Raw genomic sequence first — 17,676 nt, forward strand, 5'->3', positions numbered from 1 at the left:
CCGGAGGCAGCCTGATAGAACCTGTTCCAGTACCGGCCTCGGCCCGGGCGCTCTCCGACGGATTGTCAGTCGCCCCTCCTAGCGTGCTCCGCATGACGCAAGCCGCACACGCGTACGCCTATCTGCGCCCGTCCGCCGTTCTCGACGGGGCCGACGGCCCACGCCTCGCCCTGGAGACCTCCGGCGGCACCACGCCGCTCGGCGCGGTCGCCAACCCGCGCTTCTTCGCGGGCTTCCTGGCCGACCCGGCCCCGGCCGCCGCCGCGCTGCTCGCGGTCGCCGACGTGGCCGCCGCCCGCTACTACCAGCCGCTGCTGCGCGCCTCGCTCGACCCGGTGGTCACCGCCAACGGCGACCGGCTGCGCTTCGAGTCCTTCTCCGGCTGCTGCGGCGTCTACGCCCGACTCGACGTGCTCCGGGCCGGGCTCGACGGCGACGACATCGGCCACGGCACCACCAACGTCGACGTCAACAACCCGCTGCGGGAGGCGCTCACCCGGATCGGTCCGGCCGAGCCGCTGCACCTCGCGGTGGGGCCCGACGCACTGGAGGTCACCACCTTCGACGGACCGGTCGTCGAGAAGAAGGTCCCGCTGCCCGAGCGCTGGGTGCGCGGCTTCGCCGAGACCCAGGTGACGGCCGCCGCCTTCGACCTGCGCGCCGAGCTGCCCGCCGCCGAGGCGGTCCGCTTCCTGCGCTCGCTGCCGCGCGGCGGCGGGCGGGCCCGGTCCGCCGCCGGCTGGGTCGTCCCGGCCGGCCGGACGCTGCGCCCGACCACCCGGCCCGTCCCCGGCGCGGTCTTCCTGCCCGGCCCGGAGCGGCTGGTGGCGCTCCAGCGGGTGCTGCGGCACGCGCTGGCCCTGCGGGTGTACGGCCCGGTCGCGGGCGACGCCCCGGCGGCCTCCGCCTGGGAGGTGGTGCTGCCCGGCATGCGCCTCACCCTCACCCTCTCGCCGGACGCCTCACGCGGCTTCTCCGGGGAGGGCGGCGTGCTCGGCGCGCTGGCCACCGGCGCCGCCGAGCAGGACGCCGAGCTGGTCGCGGTGCTGCTGGCCTGGGAGCCGCGGATCGACGTCGCCGAACTCGCCGAGCAGTCCGGGCTCACCCCGGCCCGGGTCCGGGCCGCCCTCACCAGGCTCGGCACCGCCGGGCAGATCGGCTACGACACCGCCGAGGCCGCCTACTTCCACCGCCAGCTGCCGTACGACGCCGGCCGGGCCGAGGCGCGGAACCCGCGGCTGCGGGCCGCGCACGCGCTGGTCGCGGCGGGCGCGGTACGGCTGGAGCCGGGCGGCGCGCTCGCCGAGGTCACCGTGGACGACCACCACCAGCGGGTGCGCACGGACGAGGCGGGCCGGGTGAGCTGCACCTGCCTCTGGTGGGCCAAGTACCGGGGCGGGCGCGGTCCGTGCAAGCACGCGCTCGCGGTCGCCGTGGTGCGGGAGCGGGTCGCGAGCGGGCGGGAGGCGGGCGCGTGAGCGGCGTCGAGGAGTTGCTGCGGGCGGTTCGCGAAGGGCGGACCCCGCAGGTGCCGGCGCTGGTCGCGGCGCTCGGCCCGGCCGAGCGGAGGGCCTGTCTGCCGGCCCTCAAGGAGCTGCGCAAGGAGCTCCGCGGCGAGTGGTCGACCGCGGCGACCGCGCGGGCCGGGGCGGTGCTGGTGGCCGGCGCAGGCTGCCACGCCGGGCCGGCCGGCGCCGCCGCCTGGATCGGCGGGCGGGACTTCGCCGGCCGCTCCTGCGCCCGCCACCCGGCGCTCGGCACGGTCGTCGAGGCCCAGCCGGTCGAGTGGCAGATCGAGGTGGTCAACCGGCTGGCGGCCCGCCGCGGCTCCGGCTGGAGCTGGGACCTCTACCCGCTGATCGAGCGGACCGTCCGGCGGACCGGCTGCCCGGTGCCGGCCACCGAGGCCTTCACCGGCGAGTGGCTCGACCGGGTCGGGGCCGACGACGGCCGCCGGGACCGCAGCCGGACGCTGCTGGAGCACCTCCGCGAGGACGCCTTCACCCCGCTGCTGGCGCCCCGGGTGTTCGAGCTCGCCGACGTCGGCTGGCGGTTCGAGCACCGGCGCACCGAGCGGCCCGGGGACTCCTGGCCCGCCGCCCTCACCGCGCTGGCGGCCGAGGGCCGGGTGGACCGCGCCGAGCTGATCGACCGCTGCCTGGCCCGGCTGGTGCGCGGCGGCAAGCCGGGTGACCAGCGGGCCTTCCTGGGCGTCCTGGCGGCGCTCGCGCCGAGCCCGGACGAGTACGCGAAGCAGGTCCGGAGTCTGGTGGCCATGCTGGACACGCTCTCGGTGATCGCCGGCCACGCCCAGCAGGTGCTGTCCGAGCTGGACGCCGCCGGGCTGGTCGAGCCCGAGGTGCTGGCGGAGGCCTCGGCGGTGGTGCTGTTCCGGACCGAGAAGAAGCTGGTGCGCGCCCAACTGGGCTGGCTGGACAAGGCCGCGAAGCGCTCGCCCGAGCGCGCCGGCCCGGTGGTGCTGGCGGCCGCCGAGGCCTTCGGCCAGCCCGACTCCGCCCTCCAGGAGCGGGCCCTCGCCGTGGTCGCCCGCCACCTCCGGGCGGCGGGCGAGGCGGTGCTGCCCGACCTGCGCCTCGCCGCCGAGGGGCTGAACCCGGCCCACCACGCCCGCGCGGGCGAGCTGTTGGGCGCGCCGGTCGGCGGCGACGACCCGGACACCGGCTGGAGCGAGCTGCTCCCGCCCGCTCCGGTGCCGAGGCCGCTGGGCGAGCCGATCGCGACGGCCGCCGAGGTCGCCGAGGAGCTGTCCGTGCTGCTGGCCGCCGCGCAGCCCGAGGTCGCGGACTTCGAGCGCACCCTGGACGGCCTCGTCCGGCACGCGCACCTGGACCGCGCGGCGCTCGCCGAGGCGCTGGCGCCGGTGCTGAGGGTGCACCCGTGGACCGGGTTCGGCCGCTGGCACGACTGCGGGCCGGAGGACGTGCTGTACGTCGCGGCCGTGATCGCCGGTGCGGCGGACCCGCGCCTGCGCGGCGCCGTCTTCCGGGACAAGAACTCGGTGCCGCTGCGCGGCGGGCACAACACGGTGTACGGCAACGTGTTCGCCGTCCGGCTGACCGAGGCGGCGGAGCGGGTCATGGCCGACCGGCCGCCGCTGCTGCTCGCCACCCCGACCGACACCACCGGCGCGCTGTCGGCGCGGGCCCTGGTCGACCGGCTGGGCCGCTACCAGGAGGCCGGGGTCGAGCCGGGGGAGGCCGATCTGCACGCGGCGCTGCTGCGGCTCACCGTGACCGCGGACGAGGCCGTGCTGGCCGCCGCCGACCGGCTGACCTCGCCGGCCGGGCGCTGGACGGCCCGCTGGCTGCGCGAGGGCGGTCTGCCGGGCCAGCCCTCCGAACGGGTGCGGTTCGCGCCGCCCGCCCGAGACGCCGGCGCCCGGTCGTTCTTCTGGGAGCGCCGGCGGGAGCACCAGTGGGAGGGCGTCAAGCGGATCTGCGTCGCCCAGCCCGGCGTCGGGGCGGGCCCGCGGGGGCCGGCCGGCGAGCGGCTGGGCGCCGAGTTCCGGGCGCTGCTGGCGGCCACCGAGCCCAGCGTGGTGCGGGCGTCGGCCCAGGACGAGTGGCTCTGGCGGCCGACCGCGCACTGGGCCGCCGTCCTGCCGCACCACCGGGAGGAGCTGGCCGCCCGCTGGCTCGACGGGTTCGCCGACGGCGCCGACCGGGAGCAGCGCGGCGCCGCCGGGCTGCTGCCCGTCCTCGCCGAGGCCGGCGGACCGGCCGGTCTCGCGCTCCACCTGGCGCTGGCGTACGGGTTGGGCGCCCGCTTCCCCGAGGACCGCACGGCCGCGGTGGACGCCCTGCTCGTCCTCGCCGCCCGCGGGTGCCTCGACGGCGGGCTGCTCGGCCGTGAGCTGGGGGAGCTGGTCACCGAGGGCACGGTGAAGCCCAACCGGCTGGCCCAGGCGCTGACCGCGGCCGCCGACACCGGCGCGTACGGCACGGTCTGGTCGGTCCTGGCGCCCGCGCTGCCGGCCGTGCTGGCGGGCGCCGCGGGCCGGGGCACCGGTGAGCTGGTCGCGCTGGCCGCCGACTGCGCCCGGCGCAGCTCGGCCCGGGGCCCGATCCCCGAGGTGACGGAGGCGGCGGCCCGGCCCGGTACCGCCCGACTGGTGAAGGAGGCCCGCGCCCTGCGCGACATCCTGGCGGGGTGACGCCCCGGGTGACCCGTGGAGCCCCGGCCGCCCGCCCCGGGCCGCCGGGGCCCGCGCGGCAGGGGCCCGGGCGGCAGGCCCTAGGGTGAGCCGGTCCGTTCCTCGCCGAGACCACTGCCCGGAGCCCCCGTGCTGCACCTGCGCCTGATCGTCCCCCACGACCTGCGGAAAGCCGTCCTCGACAGCCTGGACGGCTTCGTCGGCGTGACCCACGTGGTGGTCCTGCCGGACGCCGCCGTCCGGCCCGCCGGGGACGTGGTGCTCTGCGACGTGGCGCGCGAGTCGGCGGACGAGGTGCTCGGGGCGCTGCGGGAGACCGGGCTCTCCGAGCGCGGGGCGATCAGCGCCGAGGAGGTCGCGCTGACCCTCTCGGCCGCCGCCGACGAGGCCGAGCGGCTCGCGCCGGGAGAGGGGGCGGACGCGCTGGTCTGGGAGGCGGTCTCCGAGATCACCCACGAGGAGTCCACCCTCACCGCCGTCTACCTGGCCTTCCTCACCGTCGCGACCATGCTGGCCGCGTGCGGGGCCGTGCTGGACAGCGCGATCCTGGTGGTCGGCGCGATGGCCGTCGGGCCGGAGTTCGGGCCGCTGGCCGGGTTCTGCGTCGCGCTGGTCCAGCGGCGGGCCCGGCCCGCCCTGCGGTCGCTGAACGCGCTGGTGGCCGGCTTCGCGGTCGCGATGGCGCTGACCGTCCTGTTCTCCCTGCTGATGGACGCCCTCGGGCTGTTCAGCCAGGCGGCTTTCGACGGTGCGCGGCCGAACACCTCGTTCATCTGGCAGCCGGACGCGACCTCCTTCGTGGTCGCCCTGCTCGCGGGGGTCGCCGGTCTGCTCTCGCTGACCTCGGCGAAGGCCGGGATGCTGGTCGGGGTGGCGATCTCGGTGACCACCGTGCCGGCGGCCGCCAACGCGGCGGTCGCGCTCGGCTACGGCGACCTGAACCAGTTCTGGGGCTCCAGCTGGCAGCTGCTGGTGAACATGCTGGGCATCGTGGTGGCGGGGGTGCTGACGCTGCTGGTGCAGCAGGGTGCCTGGCGGGTGATCCGCCGCCGGGCGAAGCAGGAGGCGGCGAGCTGACGGCGGCGGCTGACGGCGCGGCGGGCTGACGGCACGCCGGGCCGCCGCGGCTCAGACGGGTACGCCGTCGTCCTCCGCGGCGCCCTGGGGGCGGACCGGGGGGTGGCCCGCCGCCCCGGCCAGGCCGTCCGGGACGAGCAGTTCGCGGTCGTCGCGGGGCAGCGCCGCGACCGCCCGCCACCAGAGCCGCGGGGCGGGCGGGTCCGCCGGCTCGAAGGGTTTGCCGGGGCGCGGCACAGCCAGCCGGGCACCGAGCGCCTGGGCGGCGGCGACCACCCGTTCGGCGGGCTCCTCCCAGGGGTGCGGCGCCAGGTTGAAGGTGCACCAGTGGATCGGCAGCAGCAGCTCGCCGCCGAGGTCGAGATGGGCCCGGACGCCCTCCTCGGGCGTCATGTGCACCTCGGGCCAGAAGTCGCTGTACGCGCCGACCTGCATCATCGTCGCGTCGAAGGGCCCGAACCGGCGGCCGATCTCGGCGAACCCGGGGAAGTAGCCGGTGTCGCCGCTGTGGAAGAGTCGGTGCCCGCCGCCGGACACCACCCAGGACGCCCAGAGGAACAGCGCGCTGGTGCGCGGGCCGCGGCTGCAGTAGTGCCGGGCCGGGGTGGCGGTCAGCGTCAGGCCCGCCACCTCGGCCGACTCCCACCAGTCCAGCTCGACGATCCGGTCGGCCGGCACGCCCCAGTGCTCCAGGTGCGCGCCGACCCCGAGCGGGACGGCGAAGACCGCGCCGGTGGCGGACAGCGCACGGACGGCGGCCATCTCCAGGTGGTCGTAGTGGTCGTGGGAGACCACCACGACGTCCACCGGGCCGAGTTCGGCGAGCGGCAGCGGGACGGGGTGCAGCCGCTTGGGACCGGTCCAGCCGAACGGTGAGCAGCGCTCGCCCCAGACCGGGTCGAAGAGCACCCGGCGGCCGCCGATCTCGGCCAGCACGGTGGCGTGGCCGAGCCAGCTGAGCCGCAGCCCGGACGCGGGGGGCCGGGCCAGGTCGACCGGGAGCAGCCGGTGCAGCGGCACGGCGGCGGTCGGCACCCGGCGGGTCTTGTCGGCGGTGAGCTGGGCGCGGGTGATCTCCAGCGGGCTGCGCTCGTAGACCAGTCGGCGGGTCGGCAGCGGGTTGCGGAACGCGCCGTCCGCGAACTGCGGGGAGCGGTGGATCCGGGCCAGCCGCTCGCCCCGCGGGTCGGCCCCGAAGGCGTCCGTCCGGACCCGCTGCCAGGCCGCGCGGGGGAGTCCGGCCAGGCCCGGGGCCGTCGTGGTCGCTGAGGGGACGGAGAACTGCGAGGCCAGAGCGGCGACGCGGGAGAACCACGGGACGGGGCGGGGCACGGCACCTCCAAGGGCGGCTGCGGCTACCGGGCATGCCGGGGCGCGTACCCACGGCGGTGAGACCGAAGCGGTACGACGACCATCTCGTCGGAGGTTACTCGCAGTGGGCGGTCCGGACCCGGTGGACGGCCCCACGCGTGCCGTTCGGCGTACGCCGGGCCGAACGGCACGCGCGGGAGGGCCCGGCCCGGCCCCCGGGCTCAGGCGTAGAAGCGGGTGATCGTCTCGGCGACGCAGTGCGGCTTCTCGCTCTCCGCGCTGGTGATGGTGAACCGGACGACCGCCTGGACGCCGCCGGGCACCTCGGTCGCGGAGACCAGCTCGGCGGTGGCCCGCAGCGCGGTGCCGACCGGCACCGGAGCCGGGAAGCGCACCTTCTCGGAGCCGTAGTTCAGCGCCATCCGGACGCCCTCCACGCTGTAGCACTCCTTGGCCAGCACCGGGATCATCGAGAGCGTGAGGTACCCGTGCGCGATGGTCGAGCCGAACCGGCTCTCCTTCGCCCGCTCCGGGTCGACGTGGATCCACTGGTGGTCGCCGGTGGCCTGGGCGAACAGGTCGATCCGCTCCTGCTCGACGGTGTGCCACCGGCTGGTGCCGAGTTCGGTGCCGACGGCGGCGGTCAGGTCGGCGAGGGAGGCGAAGGTCGTCACGGTGCGCTCCAGGTGGCAGGCGGAGGTGGGGGAACTCCGGGAGAGTATGCCTACTCGCCGGTCACCTGTCAGGGGGCCGTCCCCGGCGGGCGCTCCGCCGTCCACGGCGGGCCGGTCACCGGTCCGGCGAGCTTCGGGGCCGGTCGGACGAGCACACCCCTAGGACCGCTGCACCGTGCGGCCGGCGGGCAGCAGTCGGCGGCCGCCCACGAGCTCGGGCACCAGTGCGACGAACATCGGGTCGGGATCGCCGACCCAGGGGCGCAGCCCGCTGCGCAGTGCCCGGCGGACCAGCTCCGGGTCGCGCACCACGTCCGCCCGGCCGTGCACCAGGACGCTCCAGCCGGTCCGCGTGACCGCGTCCAGCCGGTCGGCCTGGAAGGCGACGACGGTGCCGTCCAGCCCGCGCGCGGTGGTGCTGCTCCGGCGCACCGCCAGCAGCAGCCGCCCGTCCGGCGTGACGTCGAAGGAGACCGGCAGCACGGCCGGCAGCGCGTGCTCGGTGTACACCACGCGTCCGACGGGCACGGTGCTGAGCAGCCGAAGGCACTCGGCCTCGCACAGGGTCTCCACCCGGTCGTCACGGTCCATGGGTCCGATCGTGCCCCCGCCGGTGTGCGGCCGATAGGGCCCATGGTCCCGGAGCGGCCGGGCCGGGAGCCCCGCCGCCGCGGCCCGGGGCGGTAGCTTGTCCGGCGGCGGGTGGAACGTGCCGCCGGCACGGGCGGCACCAGGCGACCGGGGCCGGGCGGGCCCGGCGGCGCACGCAGGACAGGGCAGGACAGGGGCCGCGGCGGTACACGGGCGCGGCGGGCGGTCCCGGGTTGCCGGGGCCGGCGAGGAGGGGGCGGTGCGGGTGGTCAGTGGGGTCGACCTTGTGGTGATCGGGGCGGACGGCGGGCCGGACCGCGGCTTCGGCGGTTCGGCGCTCGCGGCGGACGGCGCCCGGCTGCTCGCCGACGTGCTGCCCGGGATGTGCTTCGACGCCGGATCGGCGGGCTGCCGGGTGGCCGTGGTGGAGCCGGGCGCGGACGCCAACACCATGCTCACGACGGTGCGGGAGGCGGCCGCGCGGCCGGGCCGGTGGCTGCTGGTCTGCCTGGTCGGCCAGTTGGTGGCGGATCCGCGCGGGCGGCGGCTGGCCCTGGTCACCGGTGGCAGCACCGCCGACAACGCGTACCGGCGCGGGCTCGCCTGGGACTGGGTGGTCAGCGCGATGGTCCACGGCGACCAGGAGGAGGCGCTGCTGCTGGTCGACGCCGTCGTGGACCGGGACACCTGGTCGGCCCTCGAACGCGGTGGCGGCGAGGACGGCGTCGGCGAGCTGCTCAGCTACTCGCGGGTTCCGCTCTGGGGCCGGATCGGCCGCTACACCCCCGGCAGACGCGGGCGGGACGCCGTACTGCCGGGCGGCGAGGGGTCGTTCAGCCGGGCCCTGACCGGGGTGCTCCGGCAGGGGCTCCCCGGCGCACCGGCCGCCGTCGCCCCGCTCGACCTCCAGCCGGCCGTCGCCGGTCTGCTCGACGGCGGTGATCCGGCCGGTGCGCCGGGCGCGCGCCTGCTCGTACCGCCGCCGGGCGGGCGCCTCCTGATGCGCAATCGGGCCGCGGTGCGGGGCGCATTGGCCGGATTGTCGCTTTCCGAAGAACTGTTGGCCGTCCTGTGGCGTGAAAGTGCCCCGACGGATCCACCTTCCACGTAAGGTCAGGTGGCCCGGGGTGTTGCCGTGAAGGGGTGGCTTGGCGAAGAATCGATGCTCTCGCGGCAACACCGGCGGGGCAGCGGAATTCTTCTGGCGACCACAGACCACGGACGGGGTCGGTCGCGACGAGGTGGGGCGATGCGGCGGCGCGGAAATGTATTGCGCCCTGGGGCGGTTGGGGTCGCTGGGCTGGTTTTGGCGATGCTTCTGACCGCCTGTGGGAGTGGTGGTGGCGCCGGTTCCGTCGATCGTCTCGGGACGGCTGCGCCAAGTGTTGCGGGAGTGAACCCGGTAACTCCTTCGGGTGGTTCGGCAAACGTCGGGATCGCGCCGACCGAAGGGCCCGAAGGCGCGGCGGGGCGCCTGGCGCTGAGCACCTATCAGGACTGGTGGCAGACCCAGGCGGCGGACTTCGCCCGGGCCGATTCGGACGGCTCCCAGTTGGAGACGTACTCGTCCGGGAAGGCACTGGCCGACGCCCTCGTCAATCTCCGTCAGCTCCATGACGCCAAACTGGTGATGATCGGCGCCCCGCGGAATTCACCCGTGGTGAAGAGCGTCGATCTGAAGGCGGACCCGCAGGCCGCCGTCATCGAGGACTGCCTCGATGTGACCGACTGGCACCAGGCCGATGCGACCACCCGCGCGGTAAAGGATCCACCGCGGCGGCTCACCCGGTACATCGCGACCGTTTCCCTGCGACAGTTCCAGACGCGCTGGCTGATCTACGAGTTCAAGCGGGAGGTGGACCGAACATGCTGAAACCGGTACGGCGATTCGTGATCCGCACGCTGTTGGTCGCGGGATTGCTGTTATCCCCGGCCGCGCCTGCGATGGCGGACGAACCACCGATCGGCGGGGACGTCACGCACTGCGCCGTCAACGTCATCTGCGAGGGCGGCACCATCCCCGGCGGCACGCCCTCCCCGGGCGGCGGCGGGACGGGCGGCGGGAGCACCGGCGGCCCGCAGATCTGCCGCTGGAACGGCCAGGACTGGCCCTGCCACGACCCGGAGCTGGGCTGGTTCAGCGGCTCGACCGGCTGCTACTACCGCGAGGTCTCCCCGCAGCCGCCGGCCGGCTCCGAGGCCTGGGAGGGGCACCAGCCCTCCGAGGGCACGGTCTACGCGGTGACCTGCCGCTTCACCGACGGCGGCATCGGCGCGCCCGCGCCCAGGTTCTTCGCCCAGGCGCCCGCCGGGCCGCCGCCGCTCAATCCGGTGGCGGAGGCGCGCAGGATCATGGACACCATCGTCCTGCCGTTCCCCGAGCCGGGCGTGGCGCCCAAGGACACGGCCGTGGTCGGGGTGCCGGTCTGGCTCTGGCTGGAGAACGCCAAGGCGCCGGCGGCCAAGTCGGTGAGCGGCGGCGGGATCACGGTCACCGTCACCCCGCGGCTGGACTCGGTGGTCTGGGACCTCGGGGACGGCCGGAAGGAGACCTGTGACAAGCCGGGCGCCGCGGCCGGCACACCCTACGAGGCCAAGTACGGCGCCGCCAAGTCGCCCACCTGCGGCCACGAGTTCACCACCGGCTCGGGCGGCAAGCCGCGCGGCACCTTCGTCGGGAGCATCCAGGCCAACTGGGTCGGCGTGGTGACCGTCACCGGCAGCACCCAGAAGGTCGATCCGATCAAGGTCCCGCTCACCTTCGCTCCGCTGGAGCTGCGGGTGGGCGAGGTGCAGGTCCTCAACTGACGCGGGTGCGGCGGGGGCGACCCCCGCCGCACCGGCGCGCACGCAGCAATGTCCGAACGACGTGGGAAGGCCGGAACCCGGTGGAGAACCGTACATTTGCGACGCCCGGGGCCAGTACGGCCGGGGCCGCGGCGGTGTCCGTGGCGGTGCCGGAGCAGGGGCGCGGGGCGCCGCACGCCCCCGGGCGGAACCTGCGGGCACGACGCCGGCGCCCGGCCGTGCTGGCGATGGCGGTGGCGCTGATAGCCGCCGGCGGGCTGGGCGGCGCGGTGCTCTACAACAGCACCGGCCAGCGGGTCGCCGTCCTGGCACTGGCCCGTGACGTGCCGTTCGGACAGGTGGTGACCGACGCGGACCTGGTGGTCGCGCGGATCGCGACCGATCCGGCGCTGAAACCGCTGGCGGCCGCGGAACGCGGCAAGGCGGTCGGGATGCGGGCCAGCACCGACCTCAGGCGCGGCGCGCTGCTGCTGACGGCGGACCTCGCGCAGGCCCTGACCGTCCAGCCGGGCCAGCTGCTGGTCGGCGTGTCGGCCAAGCGCACCCAGCTGCCGGCGGCCCGGCTGACCCCCGGCGTGTCGGTCGTCGTCGTCTACACGCCCGACAGCGGCCGGCCGGACTCGCTGTCCGCGCTCGTCGTCACGGTCGGCCGGGTGGACACCGACGGCAGCCAGGTGGTGGACGTGGCGGTGGCGGCGGCCGACGCGCCCCGGCTGGCCTCCTGGGTCGCCAGCGGGCGGATCCAGGTGGTGCTGGCGCCGCGCGGCGCGGCCGCGCCGTCCGGGGCGCCCTCGGGGGCTTCGGGCACGGGCGCGCCGACGGCCTCCGCCGCGCCGTCCGGCTCCGCGACGCCCTCCGGGGCGGGTGGGGGCTGAGATGGCGGTGATCGCGGTGGTGGGCGGCCCGGGAGCTCCGGGCGCGACCACGACGGCCCTGGCGCTGCTGCTGGCCTGGCCGCTTCCGCCGGGGCGCCGGATCGTCCTGGTGGAGTGCGACCCGGACGGCGGAGCCGTGCTGGCCGGCGCCCTGGAGGGCCGGGTCGAGGCGGTCTACGGGCTGCGCAACCTGGCGGTCGCGGACCGGCGCGGCCTGCTCGCCCAGACGCTCTGGGAGCAGCTGATCGACCTCTCGCCCGAGGGCAACGCCGAACGGCTGCTGCTGCCCGGCCTGACCGACCCGACCCAGGCACCCGGGCTCGCCTACACCTGGGAGCCGCTGATGGAGGTGCTGCACGGGCTGGAACCGCAGGGCTACGACGTCATCCTGGACCTCGGGCGCTCCGGCGCCACCGGGACCAGCGCCGTGCTGGCCCGCCGGGCGGACGTGGTCGCGGTGACCGTGCGGACCACCCTGCGCGGGCTCAGCGCGGCCCGGCCACGGCTGTCCGCGCTCGCCGAGGACCTCACGGCCGCCGGCACCGGGGCCGACGCGCTCGGGCTGCTGCTGGTCACCGAGGGCCCCTACTCCGGCACGGAGGTCTCGCGCGAGTACGGCCTTCCGGTGCTCGGACTGCTGCCGTACGCGGCCCGCACCGCGCGGGTGCTCTCGGACGGCGGGGACATCACCGACCGGCGGTTCATCCGCTCGGAGCTGATGCGGACCGCCCGGTCGGCGGCCGACGAAGTGCAGCGACTGGTGCGCCGCCGCAGGCAGCGGCTGGCGCCCTCGGCGGCGCCCGCCCAGGTCGGTCCGGCGCCCGTGCCGGACGGGGAGGGCGCGGCCCCCGGGTACCCGTCGGCGCCCCAGCCGTACGGGCCGGTGCCGCAGGCTCCGGTCATCACCACCGGGCCGGTGGCCCCGCTCGCCGGGCTGGCGCCGCAGCCGGCCGCGCCCGCGCCGTTCCCGGCGCACGTCCAGCCGCCGCAGCAGGGGCCGTCGCCGCGGTCCGACGCCCCGGGGGCTTACGGCGGAGCGGAGCAGTACGGCCAGCAGCCGTACGGGCAGCAGCAGTACGGCGGGGCGGAGCAGTACGACCAGGAGGCCCACGGGCAGCCGCAGTTCGGCGCGGCCGAGCCGTACGGGCAGCAGCCGTACGGGCAGGCCTCGTACGGGCCCCAGTCGTCGCAGCAGCCACAGCCACAGCCTCAACCGCAGTCGCAGCCTCAACCACCGCAGCCCCAGCCGCCGTTGGCCCAGGGGCCCCGGCACCCGTCCGCCGGTCCGGAGTCCCACGTCAGCTACGGGGAGGTGCTCCGTGCGCGGTAGCCCCCTGCACCAGCGTCCGGCGGCCGACCCGGCCGCACTGCCCTGGACGGCTCCCCAGCCGGAGCCCCCGTCGGCGCCCCGGCCCGGCCACGTCACCCCCGGCCCGGTCGGGCCGGCCGCCGCGCCGTACCCGGACGGCTACCAGGCCGGTGCGACCCCGACCGCCGTGCCCGCCCCGCTGCCCGCGCTCGACCTGCGCGGCGCCGGCACCCGGCCGGCCGTCGACCCGCAGGTGGCGCGCGAGCTGAAGCGCCAGGTGGCGGCCGAACTGCACCAGCAGATCGCCCGGTTGACCGCGACCTCCGGCGTCGAGCCGGACCGCGCCACCCGCCGCCAGCGCGGGCGAGCCCTGATCGAGGAGGCGGTCGCCCGCTGGTCCGACGCCTACGCGCAGACCCACGGCATCCCGCCGACCCGCGAGCAGGACCGCTCGCTCGCCGAAGCCGTCTTCGACCTGCTGTTCCGGGCCGGGCGGCTCCAGCCCTACCTCGACGACCCGGACATCGAGAACATCCTGATCAACGGCTGCGACGACGTCTGGGTCTCCCGGGTCCACCAACCCCTGCGCCAGGTGCCGCCGGTGGCCGACAGCGACGCCGAGCTGATCGAACTGCTCCAGGACCTCGCCCGCCAGCACGGCGGCGGCGAGCGCAGCCTCTCCACCTCCAGCCCGACCCTCGCGCTCCGGCTGGAGGGCGGGATGCGCCTCCAGGCGCTCACCGAGGTGACCCCGCGCCCGTACGTGGCGATCCGCCGCCACCGGGTGGCCTCGGCGACGCTGTCCGAGATGGTCCAACTCGGCACCCTGGACACCACCCTGGCCGCCTTCCTGGCCGCGGCGATCCGGGCCCGGAAGAACGTGATGATCACCGGCACCCAGGGCGTCGGCAAGACCAGCCTGCTGCGCGCGATGGCCGCCGAGATCCCGCCGGACGAGCGGATCGGCACCCTGGAGTCGGAGTTCGAGCTCTGGCTGCACACCCTCGGCCACCTGCGCCAGGTCGTCCCGATGGAGGCCCGGGAGGGCAACGGCGAGCGTGTCGAGGGCCGGCTGGCGGGCGAGTTGAGCATCGGCGACCTCATCCCCGCCGCGCTGCGGATGACGCTCTCCCGGATCATCGTCGGCGAGGTCCGCTCCGGCGAGGTCGTCCCGATGCTGCGCGTCATGACCAACGGCGAGGGCGGCTCGATGTGCACCCTGCACGCCCGCGGCCCGCACATGGTGGTCGACCGCATCGCCGAACTCTGCCTGGAGTACGGCTCGCACATGACCGACACGCTCGCCTACCGGCTCACCGCCAACGCGGTGGACCTCATCGTGCACGTCGCGATGGTCGACGAGACGGCCGTCGGCGGCCGCCGCCACCGCTTCGTCTCGCACGTCCTGGAGGTGGCCGGCCTCGGCGAGAGCGGCCGGCCCGCGCTGAACACCGTGTTCGGCCCGCGCCCCGAGCTCGGTGAGCCCCGCGCCGTCCCGCACACCCCGCCGAACTGCCTGGACGACCTGCGCCGGGCCGGTTTCGACGCCGCGCTGCTCGGCTCCCGTTACGGGAGCTGGGGCCAGCCGCTGCAACTGCGGATCGGCGGTGGGGCGCGATGACCCTGCTCTTCGTCCTCTGCGGCCTGCTGGTCACGGCCGGCCTGGTGACCCTGGTGTTCTGGGCGCTCGGCAGCGAGGAGACCGGCGACCCGGACGAGGACGGCCGGAGCCCGCTGGCCTCCCGGGGCCACGTCCTCTGGTACGGCGCGCCCGGCACCGCCTCCGCCCGGACGGCGCGGCTGCGCCGGATCCAGCTGCCGGTCGCGCTCGTCGCCGCGCCGCTGGGCTGGCTCTTCACCGGCATCCCGCTCACCGCGCTGCTGGTGCCGCTGGCCGTGTTCGGCCTGCCCTGGCTCTTCGACACCACCCGCTCGGACACCCACCGCATCGAACGGCTGGAGGCGCTCTCCGAGTGGACCCAGCGCATCGCCGACGTGCTGCTGCTCGGCGTCGGCCTCAACCAGGCCATCGTCACCAGCCGCCGCACCGCGCCCGCCGCCCTGGAGCAGGAGGTCGGCGAGCTGGCCGCCCGGCTGCAGGCCCGCTGGCGGCCGGAGGAGGCGCTGCGCGCCTTCGCCGACAGCCTCGCCGACGCCACCGCCGACAAGGTGCTCGCCGCCCTGCTGCTGCGCGCCGGGGACAGCGGCCCCGGCCTGGCCAGGGCGCTCTCGGACATGGCCGAGTCGGTCCGCGAGGAGGTCCGTCAGCGCCGCACGATCGAGGCCGACCGGGCCAAGCACCGCACCACCATCCGCTGGCTGGTCGGGATCATCGTGCTGGTCGTCGTGATCGGCTCGTTCAACACCGACTACACCCGGCCCTACAGCACCGTGCTGGGCCAGATCGTGCTCGCGGTGGTCGCCGCGCTCTTCGTGGCGATCATCGCCTGGATGCGCGCGCTCGCCGCGCACCCGCCGGTGCCGCGTCTGCTGGAGCCCGAACGGCGCGGCCGCGGCGGGGGCCGGCGGCGCGCCGCCGAGGCGCCGGCCGAGGGCGAGCCGCAGGAGACCGGGGACGACCGGCGACTCCTCGGGGAGGTCCGGTGATCTCCCCCTGGTCCGTGCTGGCCGGCGCGGTCGCGGCCGGCGGCGTCGCCCTGCTGATCTCCGAACTCCGGCCCGCGCCGCCCGACCTGAGCCAGGCCCTGGACCGGCTGCACCGCACGCCCGCCGACCGGGCGCCGGACCCGGACGAGCGGCCGCGCTGGTTCGACCGGATCGGCGAGCGCTCGATCGGGCTGCGCGGGGTGCGCGTCCCGCAGCGCGAGCTGTCGCTGATCGGCCGGGCCCCGGCCCGGTTCATGGCGCACAAGCTGCTGTTCGCCGTGATCGGCCTCGTCCTGCCGGCCTACCTGTCGGCGATGGCGGTGCTGCTGGACATGGGCCTGCCGTTCGCGCTGCCGCTGCTGGTCGGGCCGTTGCTCGGCGGGCTGCTCTGGTTCGTCCCGGACGCCATCGTGCGCGGCGAGGCCAAGGAGGCGCGGACGGAGTACCTGCACGGCATCGCCGCCTACCTGGAGCTGGTCGCGCTGGAGCGGGCCGCCGACCTCGGGCCCGCCGAGGCGCTGCGCCGGGCCGCCGCGGTCGGCCGCGGCCCCGTCTTCCGCCGGATCCGGGACGCCCTGGACCGCGCCGCGACCGACCGGCTGCCGCCCTGGGCGGGGCTGGACGCGCTCGCCGCCGAACTCGGGCTGACGCCGTTGCAGGACGTCGCCGACATCATGCGGCTCTCCGGTACCGACGGCGCCGCCGTGTACGACACCCTGCGTGCCCGGGCCAAGGGCCTGCGGGGCGAGTTGCTCGCCGAGGACCTCGCGCGGGCCAACGCCGACAGTGAACGGATGGTCGCGCCCGGGGCGGCGCTGACCCTGCTGATGACCGCCCTGATCGTCTTCCCCGCGCTCCACCAGATGCTCGCCTGACACCGTCCTGGTGCCGGTGAGCGCCTGTCACCACACCCAACCCCCGGGAGTCCTCCGATGTCCGACCAGCTCAAATCCCTGGCAGGCCGACTGATCCGGCCCACCCTGCTGCCCGTGCAGTTCGCCCTGCTGCTCTTCCAGTTCCGGGTCGGCCGGCTGAAGGCCGCCCGGGCGCGCGGCGACCGCGGCGCGATCAGCATCGAACTCGCGCTCGCCATCATCGCGCTGGTGTTCGTCGCCGGAGCGGTCGCGGTGGCGCTGTACGCGTTGAAGGACAAGGTCGTGAAGAAGGTCGAGCAGGACCCGAACCTGCCCGGCGGGGGCGGTGCGGCCACCCCGTGAGGCACCGACCCCGTCGCCGTCGCGACCGCGGAGCGATAAGCCTGAGCCTGGCCATCGTCTTCCCGGTCGTCCTGCTGCTCGTGCTGCTCGTCGTCCAGGGCTCGATCTGGTGGTACAACCGCCAACTCGCGCTCACCGCCGCCCGGGAGGGCGTGGACGCCGGCCGCGTACAGGGGAACCGGAGCGACGAGGTGAAGGACGCCGCGGCCAGGCGGCAGGCCGAGGACTTCCTGCGAAGGCAGGACGGCCCCGGCTACCGGGTGCGGACCGACGGGAGTACGCCGGAGCTGATCCGGGTCACGGTGGAGCTCACGCCACCGGTCCTGATCCCCGGCATCACCCCGCCGACCATCACGCAGCACGCCGAGGCGCCGCGCGAGCGCTTCGTCCCGCCGGCGGCCGCGCCGTGAGGCGGGCCCCGCGCCCGGTCCGACCCCCGTGGCCCGTCCGGTGGGGGCACGGGCTCGTGAGCCTGCGCCCGGCCCGGTCGGCGCGCGGGCGGGACCGCGGCGGGGTGGCGATCGAGGCCGCGATCGTCGCCCCCGGCGTCGTCGCGCTGGTGCTGGTCGCCATCGCCGCCGGGCGGGTGCAGACCGCGGCCGGCACGGTGGAGGCGGCCGCCCGCTCGGCGGCCCGGACGGCCTCACTGGCGCGCAGCGTGGACGGAATGGACGAACTGGTCCGGAAGACCGCCGCCGAGACCCTGCGGCAGCAGGGCGTCAGCTGCCGGGACAGCGACACCGCGGTCAGGCACGGCGAGCTGACCAGCCACGGGGTGACGCTGGCGACGGTCGAGGTGACGGTCCGGTGCGACGTGGGTCTGAGCGATCTCCTGGCCGGGCCGGGCATGCCCGGGACGAAACGGCTGGTGGGCCGGTTCGTCTCGGTGGTCGACCACTACCGGGCCGGGTGAGCCGGCCGATGGCGGTGGGGCGGACGGCCGGTGCCGACGAGGGCTCCGGGCGGGGATTGGAGACGGCCCGCGCGGGGGAGACGCAAGCGGAGAGCTCCCGGGGGACGGCAGGACGAGGCG

17 protein-coding genes are annotated in these 17,676 nt (G+C 76.2%); 14 read left to right on the forward strand and 3 right to left on the reverse strand.

Annotated elements, in window-relative coordinates:
- The first annotated feature begins 92 nt into the window (after positions 1 to 92).
- The 3 genes from ACZ34W_RS15975 to ACZ34W_RS15985 all read left to right on the forward strand — a co-directional run bounded on the left by ACZ34W_RS15975 (position 93) and on the right by ACZ34W_RS15985 (position 5,251).
- Positions 93 to 1,478 carry an SWIM zinc finger family protein gene (locus ACZ34W_RS15975; RefSeq protein ID WP_465604393.1) on the forward strand — a complete coding sequence of 462 codons (1,386 nt, stop codon included), beginning with the start codon at positions 93 to 95 and terminating at the stop codon, positions 1,476 to 1,478.
- Complete coding sequence (locus ACZ34W_RS15980; protein ID WP_465604396.1) at positions 1,475 to 4,174, forward strand: DUF7824 domain-containing protein; 2,700 nt, start codon at positions 1,475 to 1,477, stop codon at positions 4,172 to 4,174. Before ACZ34W_RS15975 ends, ACZ34W_RS15980 begins: the two co-directional genes overlap by 4 nt.
- Positions 4,175 to 4,303: 129 nt before the next feature.
- Positions 4,304 to 5,251, forward strand: coding sequence for a DUF389 domain-containing protein (locus tag ACZ34W_RS15985; RefSeq protein WP_359809908.1), 948 nt, complete (start codon positions 4,304 to 4,306; stop codon positions 5,249 to 5,251).
- A 51-nt stretch (positions 5,252 to 5,302) separates the two neighbouring features.
- Here the strand turns inward: ACZ34W_RS15985 and ACZ34W_RS15990 are convergent, their stop codons facing one another.
- From ACZ34W_RS15990 to ACZ34W_RS16000, 3 genes are all read right to left on the reverse strand, one after another.
- Positions 5,303 to 6,496 carry an MBL fold metallo-hydrolase gene (locus tag ACZ34W_RS15990; protein WP_359809959.1) on the reverse strand — a complete coding sequence of 398 codons (1,194 nt, stop codon included), beginning with the start codon at positions 6,494 to 6,496 and terminating at the stop codon, positions 5,303 to 5,305.
- A gap of 287 nt (positions 6,497 to 6,783) precedes the next feature.
- Positions 6,784 to 7,236, reverse strand: a complete 453-nt coding sequence (locus ACZ34W_RS15995; RefSeq protein ID WP_329490640.1) for a MaoC family dehydratase — start codon at positions 7,234 to 7,236, stop codon at positions 6,784 to 6,786.
- A gap of 159 nt (positions 7,237 to 7,395) precedes the next feature.
- Complete coding sequence (locus ACZ34W_RS16000) at positions 7,396 to 7,827, reverse strand: pyridoxamine 5'-phosphate oxidase family protein (protein WP_329490641.1); 432 nt, start codon at positions 7,825 to 7,827, stop codon at positions 7,396 to 7,398.
- A gap of 259 nt (positions 7,828 to 8,086) precedes the next feature.
- Here ACZ34W_RS16000 and ACZ34W_RS16005 point away from each other — a divergent pair, with 259 nt between their 5' ends.
- The 11 genes from ACZ34W_RS16005 to ACZ34W_RS16055 all read left to right on the forward strand — a co-directional run bounded on the left by ACZ34W_RS16005 (position 8,087) and on the right by ACZ34W_RS16055 (position 17,556).
- Entirely contained in the window at positions 8,087 to 8,938 is an 852-nt protein-coding gene (locus ACZ34W_RS16005) for a hypothetical protein (protein WP_329490642.1), read from the forward strand.
- A 282-nt stretch (positions 8,939 to 9,220) separates the two neighbouring features.
- Entirely contained in the window at positions 9,221 to 9,700 is a 480-nt protein-coding gene (locus tag ACZ34W_RS16010; RefSeq protein ID WP_329490643.1) for a hypothetical protein, read from the forward strand.
- Positions 9,701 to 9,771: 71 nt separating this feature from the next.
- The gene (locus ACZ34W_RS16015; protein WP_329490644.1) at positions 9,772 to 10,635 is read left to right on the forward strand and encodes a hypothetical protein; all 864 of its coding nucleotides are present in this window, start codon (positions 9,772 to 9,774) and stop codon (positions 10,633 to 10,635) included.
- Positions 10,636 to 10,781: 146 nt separating this feature from the next.
- A complete protein-coding gene (locus tag ACZ34W_RS16020; RefSeq protein ID WP_465604403.1) occupies positions 10,782 to 11,510 on the forward strand; it encodes an SAF domain-containing protein in 729 nt (242 codons plus the stop codon).
- A gap of 1 nt (position 11,511) precedes the next feature.
- Positions 11,512 to 12,840: a CpaE-like family protein gene (locus ACZ34W_RS16025; protein WP_465604406.1), complete on the forward strand. Its 1,329-nt coding sequence runs from the start codon at positions 11,512 to 11,514 to the stop codon at positions 12,838 to 12,840.
- Complete coding sequence (locus ACZ34W_RS16030; protein WP_396487723.1) at positions 12,830 to 14,440, forward strand: CpaF family protein; 1,611 nt, start codon at positions 12,830 to 12,832, stop codon at positions 14,438 to 14,440. The genes ACZ34W_RS16025 and ACZ34W_RS16030 overlap by 11 nt, the downstream gene beginning before the upstream one ends.
- Entirely contained in the window at positions 14,437 to 15,426 is a 990-nt protein-coding gene (locus ACZ34W_RS16035; RefSeq protein ID WP_465604409.1) for a type II secretion system F family protein, read from the forward strand. Before ACZ34W_RS16030 ends, ACZ34W_RS16035 begins: the two co-directional genes overlap by 4 nt.
- Positions 15,423 to 16,301 (forward strand): hypothetical protein, encoded by an 879-nt coding sequence (locus tag ACZ34W_RS16040; protein WP_329490649.1) that lies wholly within the window; start codon positions 15,423 to 15,425, stop codon positions 16,299 to 16,301. Before ACZ34W_RS16035 ends, ACZ34W_RS16040 begins: the two co-directional genes overlap by 4 nt.
- Before the next feature lie 57 nt (positions 16,302 to 16,358).
- The gene (locus ACZ34W_RS16045; RefSeq protein WP_329490650.1) at positions 16,359 to 16,643 is read left to right on the forward strand and encodes a hypothetical protein; all 285 of its coding nucleotides are present in this window, start codon (positions 16,359 to 16,361) and stop codon (positions 16,641 to 16,643) included.
- Positions 16,640 to 17,053: a TadE/TadG family type IV pilus assembly protein gene (locus tag ACZ34W_RS16050; protein ID WP_329490651.1), complete on the forward strand. Its 414-nt coding sequence runs from the start codon at positions 16,640 to 16,642 to the stop codon at positions 17,051 to 17,053. The genes ACZ34W_RS16045 and ACZ34W_RS16050 overlap by 4 nt, the downstream gene beginning before the upstream one ends.
- Positions 17,054 to 17,109: 56 nt before the next feature.
- Entirely contained in the window at positions 17,110 to 17,556 is a 447-nt protein-coding gene (locus ACZ34W_RS16055) for a TadE/TadG family type IV pilus assembly protein (protein WP_396487720.1), read from the forward strand.
- Positions 17,557 to 17,676: the final 120 nt, after the last annotated feature.

This window comes from Kitasatospora sp. NPDC022856 (assembly GCF_055561235.1).